Raw genomic sequence first — 13475 nt, 5'->3', positions numbered from 1 at the left:
ATCCCATCATGCCAGTTGGCTCGTTCGGTCAACCGCCGATCAGTTGGCCTCCCCTGGTATCTCTGGCTTTGCAGTCCGTTTGATTTTGCTGCCCTGCAGCTCTGTTTCGCGTCCGGCCAAAACCGCCAAATCTCCCAAGGGTGCTTCTGTTCCATCTTCCAAAAGTCGCTTGCGATAGTCCGGCCAGATCTCTTTTATCGTTTCAAACGAAACGACACCGCCGGTCGCATAACGATCGGCCAATGCCTCCAAGATCGCAGGATTTACCACTTCCAATTCACGATAATGGCCATCAATATCCATCAATCCGCGATGTTTCCATCCCGGTTGATTGAGCATCACAAGAGCATTACGCGCTTCTTTGACTGCGATATTTTCCAAGATATCAACGATGGCACCACGATCATTTCGTGGAATATTGGTAATCGTGTCATCGGCAGTCTGTGCATCACTATCTGCCAGATCCTTGCGCAACTGGGTGATTGCCCGCACAGCACGCCGCGCACGATCAAGCGGATGCAGTTTTTTGGTTTTGGCTGGTTTTCCTTCCAGATTGCGCGAAACAAGATAAACCCGTTGTTCTTCGCCAAGGCTGCCCAGATAGTCAGCAGCTCCGGCGCTGTCACCAGCTTCAAGCATGGCCGCGTAGCTCTTAACCGCACCTTCAAATTCCCCTGTACTAGGAGCAACCAATTCCCAAAACTTTCGAACCGAGCGCGAGCCCTTTGATGCTGACTTGATGAAACGTCGCAATATGGCCATATCGTCAAGAGACTGTCCCGGCTTGTCGCTACCAAAAGCATCATAGAGAGACAAAGCAGAGCGGCCCAATCCGCCGGTAAAATTGGTTATCATCTTTTCGGTAAGCGCAGGCGACCAGCCCATAAGGTCACCAATCTGTTTGGTAAGCTCCGAGGTACGGGCAGTATATTGCAATTGAGGCTCAAGGCCCTTCAATTGATCCGGAATGATCTCGGCACCGGTGAAGAAATCCTTGTTGCTCTTTGCCTCGAAATAGCTTTTCACAATCGGGTTGCTCTCCATAATATTGGGTGGCAACAAGACCTGGAACAATCCATCCATATAGCGCTCACGAGCAGTTGGATCTTCATTGATCACTCCGTCGTAAACGGCTTCTCCGATATTCAGGATCATGGCCAATTCGAAAGGTTTGGGGATTGCCGTCCATTTGTTTCCGGTCTTTACCATCCAATGCGTGGCGCGTGTGGTTTCCGAGATCTCATGATACTCATCATGTTGGCTCATCAAGGCATGAAGGCTCATTCCCATCACGGTGAGACCTGACAATCGCGCCCAGGCTTTAACGGCTTGCGGCAAGGCCCTTTGATCCTCGATCGTCAAAACTTTGCCCATTGCCTTCTTGGCCAAAGGTGTGATCATCAAACGCGTGGTTTTGTCGATGCCTTGCAGACTGGCATTGAGGAACGGAACAATACGCGAAAGCGCCACCATTTGCAGGCCGCGCCGGTCAAAGTCGATATGATCCCGAGCCAACCAAGCCGCCTCGGTTGCTGCTTCAAAGTCATCAAGTCCCCTCAATTTTGCTTCGTCAAAAAAGCTTTTAAACAGACCAAGACGCGTGGCGGTTTCCGAGATCTCGGTGATAGATGCCAATCCCTTGGCAAACTGATAGGGGCTGGTCAGAGGATTGGCCAGTTTTGAGGTGACAAAGCCCTTTTTCTCGAGAGCCTTCAGATCTCGATTGAGCGCACCATTGCGTAGTGAAGCAACATTCTCACCACCCATGATGCCGCCCATAGCGTTATAGTGCCGTGAGGCATCCCGACTGAACAGTTCGTCTCTCGCACCTTGAATGGTGGCTTTCAGGCGCTTGAACGGTTTGCCATAGAAAATCGCCGCCATGACCTGATCCCGGATGATGTTCGCGGCAATAAATTCGGGCGCCGCCGTTACACCAGTCCGCAACATACTGGCAGATGCCGCAAGCATGTCTGTTAGCATGTTTTGTTCTGATTTGTTCATCAGCGAAAATGTCTGAAACAGCAGCTGTCCAAGCTCGCCATCTGCCAAGCGCAAAGCCCGCAATTGCCCGCCATCGCGGTAGAACACAATCGGTTGCCCATTTTCTGAGATAACTTCAGGCCGGAAAAGCCGTGCTTTCTCGTCACCCAAGGAAGCTTCCAATGCATCGCGGACCACCGAGAAGTCAGCTTTTGAATAACCTTTTTGTTTGGCCGCCGCTTCCACCGCTTCAATTGGATCGATGATACTGGCCCGCATTTCACGAGCGGGTATCTCTTCGACAATCCGGCCAGATCCATGACCAGCCATGTCACCCAAACGCTTCAGGCTCTTGATCATGTCATTATGGGCGATCGCGATCGAGGTTTCATAGGCATCCATCATCAGGCTTTCAAGCGGATTGATCACATCCAGATTGGAGCCTCTAAACCGGTTCACTTGCGCCTGTTTGCCAGATCGAGCGCCCTTGCCTTCGACCTTCGTATTGCCCGGATAATCCTGTTTGCGAAGACCTGGCACATAGTCTTTGATGGCCAAACCATCCAAAAATTGATCTTGGCTGATCAAACCGGCATCATATTTTTTCTTCCAAAGATTGCGGTTCCATTCATGCACCATTTGTGCAGCCTGGCGAAAATGAGGATGGGCGGCTTCCAACTCTTGGACGTTCAATACGTGATCACCTTTGGTGAACTTGTCCGGAGCATTGGGAATGTCGCCAACTTCTAACCGATCATACTCTCCAAGAGCTCGGCGAGACCAGAGATAGGAGCCAAAGTCCTGATTAATCGCTTCATCCCATTTTGACAGCACATTGCCGCCACCTTGAGAAAAAATGATCGCATCGCGCAATGCAGGGCCTTCAGGGTTCAAGCTTTGGTAGCCATGGACGCCATGCATTAGATCCATATGCCCGGCGCTTTGTGCACCTTCCATCATGCGGGCCAATTTGTAAGGATCATCTTTGACCTTGAGATCCATTTTCTTGCCGGTATTTTCAGAGAACACCTTGGAAAGCTCGGTCACAGCCTGTTGGATCGGGTGTTTTGCATCGATGAAATCGGTATAGGCATTGTGAAAGCGATCTCCGATTGATTGGCCAATGCCGGTTCTTTTGGCCTCATCAAGCGCCTGCCCTACCAGTCCTTTGCGTTTGGTGGTGACGATTGAATTGGAAACCGCTTCGCCGGACGGCATCGTGCGCCAAGCATGATAGGTGTCCTGAATATCAACAAACCCCTTCAACCATTCCGGTTTGGTCTCTGCGAGAAAATCAGCAAAGGCTCTATTGAACCGCGGGGCCTGTTTGGATGCATAATTGGGATTGGTCAGGAATGATCTGAAAAACTCCGCAAACCCTTCAGATAACCAAAGTTCAGGTTCGTATCCACTCGGAGCCATCGGTTCCAGCTCACTGCGATAGAGTACCATCAAATCTGCGAATTTATCACCAAGACGTTGATCAATATGGTGACCAACCTCATGGGCAGAAACTTCAAAGTCGTTGGGATCCTTCAACCGGATCACTCCGGTTTTTCTATTGTGCGTACCCATTACACCTTTTTTGCTTTGCCCCAGTGGTTTCTTTACGCCCTGGCGTACGGCAGCAACACCGGTCAAATCAATCAACCGGTTTGTGATGTCCAAGAGCCGCAGGCCGGTCGCCTTATGCTGTTCAATAACCGTGCCCCGCGCTACACCATAAGATGATCGTTTGACTTCCCCTGTCATCTGCCCAAGACGGGCTTGCAACATTGGCTCTACTTCAGCATCCATTTGGGCAATAACGGCATCCAGATCCGGATCGGCTTTGCCATCGACTGCAGGAAAGCGCATATCTTGATCTGTCGGCGCGGCAGACGAGCTGTGTGTATCAGTCTGGTGACTTTCGGAGCGCTCCGTACCACTTTCGACACGCCGGCTTTCCTTGATTTTACCACCTTTGGGGTCTATATTTGTATCAGCCAGCGAAGAGGAGGACGTGTCCCCTTGGTGACCTCTACCGCGCCCCATAGTACCGCTAGAGCGCTGGTCTCTTAAGGATCTGCCTTTAATGTCTTCGAACGAAGTAAGAAGCCAAACTTTTTCCTCCCCCATCCAGTTTAAGCCTACGACACTGACATGGTTCTCACCATGTAGCAGTCGCACTCGGTTTTCATTTAGACTAAAGACCTTACTGTTGCGAATTATATCGGGCAAACTGTCGAGCACTTCAGGGTGCTTTTCTGCTATTTTTTTGAGCCCATATCCCTTTTGGGTTGTTGGGTCATACTCGCCCCAAACCACATCGATGTCGCCAAATTCAGGATGATCCAGTGCTTTGGGCGCTTCCCCTGTATCCATTTCTTTCAGACGCGCCGCAACCTTGTTCCAGTGTTTGCCGTGGGCCTCGATGTCTAGCACCGGACCAAAGCGCCCTTCCCCGACAATATCAGGTTCATCCATCGACCATTTGCCATTGTTTGCCAGCTTGCCGTCATCAATGGCCATCTGTTGCACGTCCGGACGTGATTGGGGGATGTCTGGCCTTGGCTGCAACCGATCACCCAAGGCGACGGGTTCCAAATCGGCACCAGAGACCTTTAGAGCGCGTTTTGCGTCTGTGAGCGGAGAAATGTCGCCCATATCGAGATTTGCGCCCTCTGGCGTATCCAGATTCATTCTGGGTGCGTCCATAGGTTCGGAACGCACCGCATTGTCTAGCAGATCAGATTGACGGGCTGGATCTGCAAACGCCTGATCCTTTGACCATTCAGAAATGTCATGGGCTGCTTTTGCGTCAGGATTGGCGCGGTGTGTGATGGGGCCCATAGCACCACCAATCACCGCACCCAAACCAACAGAGCTAAAAAACTGAACAGGATCGAGCTCGTCGCGAAATCCGGCTCCCATCTCTATCCCTTGAATGCTGCCATCAGTCACGGCATTGACCGCCGCAGCATCGAGCGCACCAGCAAACAGTCTGGCACGCAGGGACGCCAAGCCATGGCCGGTCAAAGCAACTGCTTTTTCACCAAGCCCGATCGGCAGAAAATTCTCCAAATGTGGAACACTGCGTTCAGCGTCAACGAAGGTACCCGCCAACTGCCCGGAAAGGGCAGCCAATCCTTCTGTGGCACCTTCCCATTCAGGAAAACTTTCCAGCCGACTATCAAAGCGATGGCGATTTTCAGGGCGAGACACATCGCGCAGCGCACCCACAACCGTGCCCTGACGCGTGGCCGCTTCCATATTGATGTAAAAGCGCTCGGCAAGACCAGGTCGCGGCGCTTGAGAAAGACCGGCAGGCTCACCCTTATAGTATTGTGCGAAAAAATTCGTTTCAGGAATTGCTGGTTTTTCCGTTTGTTGATTTTCCATTAATTTGCACCCTTCGGAGATTTCTCGCGCGACCTTCTTTGTAACTCTGGGTCGTAGTTTTCTGATCCATCAGGCTGGATGCTAATGCCCTTGCGTGAAAGTGTTCTCACATAGTGATTTGTTTGCAGTCTGCTTCGTTCTTGTGCGCGAAAATAAAACGCTGCGGCACCCTCACCAAAAGCCTCATCAAACTGGTCCGCCCTATCCGGATTTGCAATCAAGGCATTTATCACGCCATCGTCGGGCTTGAGCTTCCACTTCACCGTCTCGAATTGACCGTCCATTGCTTGCTCTGAAGTCAAAGCCCCAAGCTTCTCACCTTGGCTTTTTGCTTCAAGGCGGCTTGGCTGTTCACCCAGTGAAAGCTTTCTTAGATATCCTGTAGCTGCGGCCGCCACATCTTTATGCATGCCTTTCCAGCGCATGATCTGTGCCATGACTTCATCAGCATTGGGGCCGTAGGTTTGATCAAGCTTGAAGGCCATTTCCAACCAAGCCTGTTTGTCCACTTCACCAGCCAACGGTCGCGCAATCGCTTCCAGCTCTACATTGGTTAGAGGGGCCTTGGAATAATCAGAAATGCCCAGCGTTTCCTGTGCATCCATCCGGCCATTAATCAGCTGTTCCATCGCAGCAAGATCACCGCCATAGGCCTGTTCTTTCAAAGGCTGCAACTCATCAAAGGCTTGATCAACCGCTTCTGCTGGATCCTCCTTGCGCAATGTTGCAATGCGTTTGGCTTCTGTTGTGGCTGCTTTTACGATAGCCATTTGGTCCACATAACCAGCGCTTCCGGGCTTTGGCTCCAAGCCTTCCAACCGCGTCATCATTTCGTTGACCGGCAACAGATCGAGGCCAGTCACTGCATTAAAGGATGCTGTCTGGATCTGTCTTTTCCGCTGCCATTCATTTGCCGCATCGATCCCCAGAACCGATTTAACCTCATCAAAACTCAACTCATCGCCATCTATGGCAAGACCAACACCTGTTTGCCCGATCGACGTCAAATCATCGCCGATCAAGCGTTGCATTTTTTTGGTCTGAAGTTTGACATCTGCAGTCGCCTGACGGCGCTCGCTTGAAATAACACCGGCAAAAGTCCGCTCGAGCTTTTGCACTTGCTCGAGGGAAAGATCTTTCAGGAGCTCTTCACCCTTGGTCCAGTTTTCCTTCAAGTCCGCGACGAAGGCTTCTTTTTCGTCAGGCCCAGGCAGACTATCAAAAACCCCTTCCAACCGTGCCATGGTCACAGTATCGAAAATGGCTTTGCTCTCTTTTGCCGCAAATTGCGGGGAAATCAAACCGGCCTCAAGTGCATCTTCGATATTGGACAAATTGTCATTCATGGCGACATCGAGGTCAGCACCGGATTCTGCATCGTCTCCCACCAAATATGCTTGCCTTTGAAGGCTGGTTCGGGATGATTTGTTCACTTCGTCAAAATCAGCCCGTTCACCATCACGCACGCGCTTGTCTTCCTCTGCCATCGCAGATTTTTCATAAACACGTCTTTTGCGGGCAAAGGTTTCACGGCCAAGCTGCAACAGTTCGGGGTCAGATGACAATTTCTGCAACCGATCCAGAACATTGCCTTCGGCTTGATCAAATGCAGCAATCAAAGCGTTGGGATCATCTTTATATTCTTCATAAATGCCATCGAGTTGTTGGGTGACTTCAAGCGGAAGACGACGGCTAATGGCACGATCTTGCGCACCTTGGTAGGCCTTGCCCATAACGGACTGATTTTGTCGCAACGCCAGTGCCGGACCAGACGGCCCAGGTCTGCCGGATCCAGCTAGTTGCTGATTGGCAAACAACTTTTCAGCCTTGGCTTTATGTCCGGCCATTTGGTTCTGGACTTTGTCACGCACTGTACCGGGCGCGCCGCCGTTGTTCGCATCAGAAGCGGTATATTTGCCAACACCACCAGCATTGATTGCCGAATAGATATCCAACAAGCCCATGCCTGGTTTAACACCGGCGTTTTTGAGATATTTGACCACTGCACCTTCAGGCCCCAACTGGGAACCAATCGGATCATTCCAATCGACACCAAACTTCTTGGCCTGCGGTTCACCAAACTGGATAAGCCCGCGATGCTGCCCCCATTGGGTGGTTGGCCCTTTTTTTGTCGGATCGAATGTCCCGGCCGTCTCATAGGAAATAGCCGTTGCTAGATCAATCGGATTGATCCCGAGAGCTTGTGCTGACGAAGCAATTCCAGATTTAAGATCACCATCAAATTTGGTTGATTTAGCACCGGTCCCCAGATCAACGTTATAGCCATCAAACTGGCCTTGGGTTTTACCCGCCTCAATGCTAGCCTGTTCTCGGTGTTTCATAGCCCGATCGGCCATACTGCCAAGGGCGTTTCCCATTCGGCGCAGATCCACTTGCAATGCACGAAACACCCCCGCATTGGCATCAACGGCAAAGCCAGGCTTGGTGCTCACTTGGCCTTGGGTTTCCAAACGAGCTAATTTGCCAGGACTTCTAGCTTGACGATTAGGCATAGTTCACTCCTTAACCAAACGATCCAACAAAACCAGCCAACGCTCCCATGCTGCCAGCGGAACGGGTGCGGCCGGCAACACGACGCCAACCAGCAGCCCGCGCACGGTGCATTGCCATGCGTGCGTCCGTATCAGCGCGATCGACCGTTATGTCCTGAACCGATCTTTCTTCGAGCGTCAAAGCGTTGTCTTCAGAAACACCTTCACCAACCAATTGACCTGACGCCGCAAACTTCACAGCGTTCTCGCCCAAGGCTTTCATGAGCTGGCGTTTAATACCCGTGGTGCGCTGCAATCCCTTGGCCTGTTCATCGTGCGCCTGCATTTCAGACTCTTCAGCCTTCATTTCGAATTGCTCGGCCTGTGCGTCAGCCCCCATCAGGCCCGCGACGGCACTGGCAAAACCTGCCACACCTTTCAGGATTGTTCCTGCGGAAAGGCCAGTACCCAGACCGGCTGTGGCCGTTGCAGCCGTCGCGGTTGTGGCCGCCGCCGTTGTTGCTGCAGCCGCGCCAGCGGTAGCTGCACCAGCAGCCGCAGTTCCTGCAGCAGCTGCTCCGCCACCACCAAGTAACGCACCAATTCCACTAACAAGCATCGCCATAGGTCTCTCCTATAATTTGGCCTCGGCCGTGATCGAACGAACAGACAAGCGCCCTGGGCGCAATTGCGTGATGGTGACTGTTGGTTCGTCGCAAAACCCCGTCAGACCTCTCAATTCCACAAGACCTGTAAACCCATCGTCCAGTTCCGGATTTTCTAAATCAGGGTCATAGTCACGAAGCGCGACATCAACCGCCGGCTTGCCATTGACCGAGACAGCCAATGATGTTGTGTCGACAACCGAGATCCAAACAGAATGAATGCGGGCTTTGCGGCGCAATACGGTGTGAGGGCCGATATCTCTAGGAGGCGGCAACGTTTCGACTACGGGTGGCGCAAACAGCCCGACTTCACCAGACTGAACGGCCACATCCAAATTAATGCTGGCAGCAGAAACAGTGAACGGCCCATACACATCGCCATCACCAAGCACCCAAACATCCAACCCTTCCAGATGCTCAAGGCCGGTGATTTCCAATTCTGGCGATGCAAATGAAAAGGCTTTTGCTGCATCCAACAACAGTCCGCGCTCAAAACGTTCAAAGCGCCTTGTGCCATTGCGCTCTATGATGACGGACATTTCATTGCGTTTGTTGACCGAGACAGCCTTGAACAATCCAACTCCGGACGAGAAGCGGCCAAAGCTGGTCACATCTTGTTCCCGCAACAAAAAGCCTGCACGCATTCGGCCATGCTCATCGACAACGCCCAACAGGTTGGCGTCGGTTGACAGTGAAGCCTTCCGCAAAGCCATGTCTTTTACATCTTCAAACAGATGAGGAGACAACACCGATATGGGTTGAGAGACAAAATTGCCGTCAACATCGGTATAGCGAAACTCAGAGAGAACGGATCCAGTCTTGTGGCAGAATATTGCAGCCCCTTCATTCTTGATGATCGGGACACCGGCTTTTGTGCCGTGCGTTGAGGCTTCGACGTGAACGGTTGGTTGTGTTTTGTCTATTTCCCGTTCGGAAATCCAGTATTCCCGCTCTGATGTAAAGACCAGCATATTCCGGCCGGCAATCACATGATTGATTGTCTCCCCGCCTTCACTGTCCAGAGGCACAACAAAAGCCCCATTGGCTTCATCCAGTTTGGTGTTGAACGAAAAATACCGGCCTGTGATAGAGGTCATCCAGTTGTTGGCGCGAGACCTAAAACCACCGGCGATCAATCTTTGCTGGAAAAACATGCCGCATCGAGGCCAACCCCGAAGATTGGAAATAATTGGTTCGCCAGGAGGAACGCCAACTTTGAGTTTAAAAGCAGGGATCGCGCCATCGGCATCATCAATTGGTGTACCGGATACTGCCCAGCCATCGCCCTGGTTATCAGTACCGGCAAAAGTGATTTTGATATTGGTGCCAGAAATCACGGAAACAACAATACCAGCCCCGACATTCGGTAAATCCAGAATAGCGGCCTCTATCGCCGCTCGAACCGTTTCTCCGGTTGCGCTATAATAAATCGATACGGTTTCTTGCCCCGAAACCATCAGCCGAAAACGCTTGCCGTCGTCAAATCCTACAAAGTTGATTTCCCATTCTGCGGGTTCGCCATTGGCATAGACGGCGCCATAATCATAGTTCGGGATGTCCTCATAAGGCAGATCGTCCACCTGCCAACCGGCATCTGTCGCAATGACGCGGGATGTCTCAACATCTTCGTGAAACAAAAACATCGTATCTTGACGGTGAGCCCAAGTCAGTTCTGGCAATTGCTCATAGGTGAAGGGCAGCGCAAAATCATCTGTGATGCCATTATGTTCGAGCACATCCGCATGACCATCGCGCAAGGCGATGTCGTAAACAGTCCCCTGACTGGTTTTAAAAGGAATTAAGCGATCCGATGTCGCGGACAAATCATCAACATGGCGCAGTCCATCACACAGGCTAAAGCCCCCTTGAGGGTGGATCTGGACATTTTCAACATGCTTTGCACCGGAATGAAAATATTTGAGTTCGGTTCGATCGAACGTGAGTGGATCCAGCTCGCCCGCCGTATAGGTGGTTTGGATCCGACCTGGTCTCGCTACCATTGCCGCCCCCTTAGCTCAAATACGCTGCTGTCAGCAGATTTTCACCCATGCGCATTTTCCGGTTTGGCGTTGTGTAGCCATCCGCATTGATAGCTGCCCGCATTAGGCCACCCCGGCGCTCTTCGCGTGCATCCCCATAAGCTTCATGGATCAAGCGGTCTGCGGTTTTGCTATCACTGGCCAGTGCTTCGGCCAAAAATCCAGCCAACCCAGTCGAAACGGCTTTGGCAAAAAGCGGGTTCCACAAATGGGGCCCCACCTGCACACGCATCACCGCAAAAAGCTCTTCAACATTTGAATAGATCTTTGTGCCGAATTTCTTATAAGCGGTGAAATGATCATCTTCGATCGACGGATCATTGATCACCCGATCAGCCCCGATGATGACGTCTTTCACTGGCAATTGATGAATGCATTGATAGCCGGCAATGGGGTGCTCGGTTAGTCGGGAAAGTTGATGCAGTTCTTGCGCAAAAGACCAAGGATGCAAAGCCAAAGCAGCGCGGGCTTCCAAGGTATAGGCCCGAAGTGCCGTTACACCGCTATACAGTTCCGAGGTCAGATCTTCAGGCGCATCCGCACCAATGCGGTTACAAGCTGCCCGAACAATTTCTAGTTCATCAATCATGCGCCACCTATCTATCAAACGAAAGGCGGCCCGGCGTATCTGACACCGGACCGCCTGCAACCAAGTGAGGTTTTGAAGCCCCGCATCACCTATTTGGGTTATGCGGTAGTTTGCGCCGCGATCGTAACCACGCTGGCAGTCACAGCCGTGACGATGTAGTTTTTGAGCGCCGGAGCACCATCAATATCCAAACCCGCCATGATGAAGTCGCCAGCACGCACATCATCCGGAGCGAGACTGTCGAAATAGCCAGCAGTCTCCACTGCGGCTGCATCGTCATTGGTGTGGTAGGTGCATAGCGCTTTCACAGAGCCCGATCCGGTGCCGATTGCACCAACAGAGGCAAGACGCTTAAAGCCATCAAGATTGAAAGACATATTTTCCCTTTCTCAATCCTAAGAATTATTGGGTGAAGGTGGAGATCAGTTCAGGGTGATGTCTGTCGGGATCTTGAAGCGACCACGCACCATGCCTTCGGCCAATAGACCGGCAGCCGCTCCTTCGGTTTCCATGCGCACGGTCCAGCAGCCAAGGCGGTTGTCCCAATCCCAAATGGATTTGAGTTTGGTGTTGTTGGCCCAACCAGCAGATGAGTTGTGATACATCTGCAGGTCATAATGACCCGCCTCGTTCTGAATGAAATACTCATTGGGCGCGAGGAAGAAATGCACCCCATTCCAGAATTTAGAGACGGTGGTTTTGCGGAAAGACAGATCATCTCCGGTCCAGTCGGCGGAGTTGAACTGCTTGTAGGCCATGGCTTGGTTCCAGATGCCGGAAGGCAATGGACAGAAGATATTGCCATCCCATGGCACATCAGCCGCCTGAAGCGCGTTGCTCATCAAAAGCAAATGCTTGAGGTCAAAGTCAACGGCCGAGCCGCCGACCATTCCGGGCAATCCATTAGCATCCAGATTGGGTGCAGCGCCTGCTCCGGTTGGAGCACTGGAGCTCATTTTGCTATTAAACAAGCCGAACAGCTCTTCATCGACCGCGCGGCCAAGGGCCTTGGCCCCTGCTCCCGAGATTGCTTCTTTCTCGTTGGCAGTCATACGGGAAAGGTCAAAGGTGTAAACCTCATCAAAGGCTTCCCAAGTTTCGAGGTTGGCTTCTTCGCGGCCCTTTTTCGCATTCATCGGAATCGCAGCCTGACCCCGTTTTTTCTTATGCGCCTTGCCTTTGCCCATAATATTGAAATGGGCTTTTGTGCCAACAATGCTGGCAGCAGCAGAAACAGTGCTCTGCATCAGGAAGCCGCCAGACTGGAATTTCTGGATCACCCCGTTGTTATATTGCTCAACAAACCAGGTCGGTGCATCATTACTCATGTCTTCAGCCTTCTATAGCGTGAGTGTCACGCCAGAGGCTCGAAGACCGGCTGCGAATAAGGGCGGCGCATTGAGCTCTGGCTTGAACTCAACGCTAACCGTCTGGGCGGGCGGTCAACCGTGGTTTTTATGGCTCCTAGAGTTTAGACTCGAACTTCGGTCTATTTCTTCCACTCAAAGCAATTCCGATATAGCGCTGCAATTTCTCCAAAGCCGCCCCATACTCAGTTTACAAGATTTAAAGACAGCCCTGACATAGGGCTGAGCAAATACCTACCTCCACTCGATGATTGGTTTTCCCGGTCCTCCACCACCGGGAAACTGCCATCCCATGTGGGTTACTGTATCTCTGACGTTACAAGCCAGCTCGGCGACATGTGTTTGAACTTTCTCTAAATATGCTAAGTCTATTGCATCATCAAATACTTGTTTGTGCCGATTGACGTATAGTGGCACAGATGCACCGTCGGCGTCGGGCATCCGCCACGAGCCGTGGCAAAGAACATTGCGGATTACGGCCGCTTTCTTGATATGTGCAACCAATTCATCCACGTTTTTTGTCGTTGTTTCTGGATTCTGGCGTGCGGCCTTACCGTAGGCTTCAGCCAAGTTCGACAGTGGGTCTGTTAAAGCCCGCTCAAGCTGTGGTAGCCAAGCTTGATAGACCGCATCGATCTCAATTGAGCGGTAATTCGTTGTTGCAGAGAAAGCGAAGATTGCCTTGCCCAATACTTCCTCAAGAAATCCATAGGTAGCGATCGTTCGGCCAAGTTGTTCCCAGAATTTTGGTGCGTGCATATGAGTAGGGAATTTTGGTGGCAATTTTTTCCGGTTGATTATTGAGCTGTTTAATTCTGCGGTTTTCATTTGTTGACTTTCAAATCAGAATTCAACACGAAATACACGATTTGAATTTGGCTTTTTGTGGTTTTGGAGCTGTGTCTGATCGCCCACTAGAAACTAGTTGGGCATAATTGAAGAATAGTTAGAGCAAAATT

The 13475-nt window shown here is 51.5% G+C and carries 8 protein-coding genes; all 8 read right to left on the bottom strand.

Going from position 1 to position 13475, the window contains the following annotated elements:
* Nucleotides 1-39 precede the first annotated feature (39 nt).
* The 8 genes from C0081_RS07155 to C0081_RS07120 all read right to left on the bottom strand — a co-directional run bounded on the left by C0081_RS07155 (nt 40) and on the right by C0081_RS07120 (nt 13344).
* On the bottom strand, nt 40-5364 hold the full coding sequence (locus C0081_RS07155; protein ID WP_101533138.1) for an LPD38 domain-containing protein: 5325 nt from the start codon (nt 5362-5364) through the stop codon (nt 40-42).
* The gene (locus C0081_RS23195; protein ID WP_180966796.1) at nt 5364-7877 is read right to left on the bottom strand and encodes a hypothetical protein; all 2514 of its coding nucleotides are present in this window, start codon (nt 7875-7877) and stop codon (nt 5364-5366) included. The genes C0081_RS07155 and C0081_RS23195 overlap by 1 nt, the downstream gene beginning before the upstream one ends.
* Nucleotides 7878-7887: 10 nt before the next feature.
* Nucleotides 7888-8481, bottom strand: coding sequence for a hypothetical protein (locus C0081_RS07145; protein WP_101533137.1), 594 nt, complete (start codon nt 8479-8481; stop codon nt 7888-7890).
* 9 nt (nt 8482-8490) lie between these two features.
* Complete coding sequence (locus C0081_RS07140; protein WP_101533136.1) at nt 8491-10521, bottom strand: phage tail protein; 2031 nt, start codon at nt 10519-10521, stop codon at nt 8491-8493.
* 10 nt (nt 10522-10531) lie between these two features.
* Nucleotides 10532-11149 (bottom strand): hypothetical protein, encoded by a 618-nt coding sequence (locus C0081_RS07135; RefSeq protein ID WP_101533135.1) that lies wholly within the window; start codon nt 11147-11149, stop codon nt 10532-10534.
* A gap of 98 nt (nt 11150-11247) precedes the next feature.
* Nucleotides 11248-11526: a hypothetical protein gene (locus C0081_RS07130; protein ID WP_101533134.1), complete on the bottom strand. Its 279-nt coding sequence runs from the start codon at nt 11524-11526 to the stop codon at nt 11248-11250.
* Between the two features lie 45 nt (nt 11527-11571).
* On the bottom strand, nt 11572-12477 hold the full coding sequence (locus tag C0081_RS07125) for a phage capsid protein (RefSeq protein WP_101533133.1): 906 nt from the start codon (nt 12475-12477) through the stop codon (nt 11572-11574).
* A 273-nt stretch (nt 12478-12750) separates the two neighbouring features.
* Nucleotides 12751-13344, bottom strand: coding sequence for a hypothetical protein (locus tag C0081_RS07120; RefSeq protein WP_101533132.1), 594 nt, complete (start codon nt 13342-13344; stop codon nt 12751-12753).
* Nucleotides 13345-13475: the final 131 nt, after the last annotated feature.

The organism is Cohaesibacter celericrescens, from assembly GCF_002866925.1.
Classification (GTDB): domain Bacteria; phylum Pseudomonadota; class Alphaproteobacteria; order Rhizobiales; family Cohaesibacteraceae; genus Cohaesibacter; species Cohaesibacter celericrescens.
The sequence above is the reverse complement of the archived record's forward strand: the minus strand, read 5'-3'. Positions and strand labels throughout refer to the sequence as shown.

Bases quoted from the DNA above. Each gene is read 5' to 3' on its own strand.
- C0081_RS07120 (WP_101533132.1), bottom strand. From the start codon at position 13,344: ATGAAAACCGCAGAATTAAACAGCTCAATAATCAACCGGAAAAAATTG.
- C0081_RS07145 (WP_101533137.1), bottom strand. From the start codon at position 8,481: ATGGCGATGCTTGTTAGTGGAATTGGTGCGTTACTTGGTGGTGGCGGA.
- C0081_RS23195 (WP_180966796.1), bottom strand. From the start codon at position 7,877: ATGCCTAATCGTCAAGCTAGAAGTCCTGGCAAATTAGCTCGTTTGGAA.
- C0081_RS07135 (WP_101533135.1), bottom strand. From the start codon at position 11,149: ATGATTGATGAACTAGAAATTGTTCGGGCAGCTTGTAACCGCATTGGT.
- C0081_RS07125 (WP_101533133.1), bottom strand. From the start codon at position 12,477: ATGAGTAATGATGCACCGACCTGGTTTGTTGAGCAATATAACAACGGG.
- C0081_RS07155 (WP_101533138.1), bottom strand. From the start codon at position 5,364: ATGGAAAATCAACAAACGGAAAAACCAGCAATTCCTGAAACGAATTTT.
- C0081_RS07130 (WP_101533134.1), bottom strand. From the start codon at position 11,526: ATGTCTTTCAATCTTGATGGCTTTAAGCGTCTTGCCTCTGTTGGTGCA.
- C0081_RS07140 (WP_101533136.1), bottom strand. From the start codon at position 10,521: ATGGTAGCGAGACCAGGTCGGATCCAAACCACCTATACGGCGGGCGAG.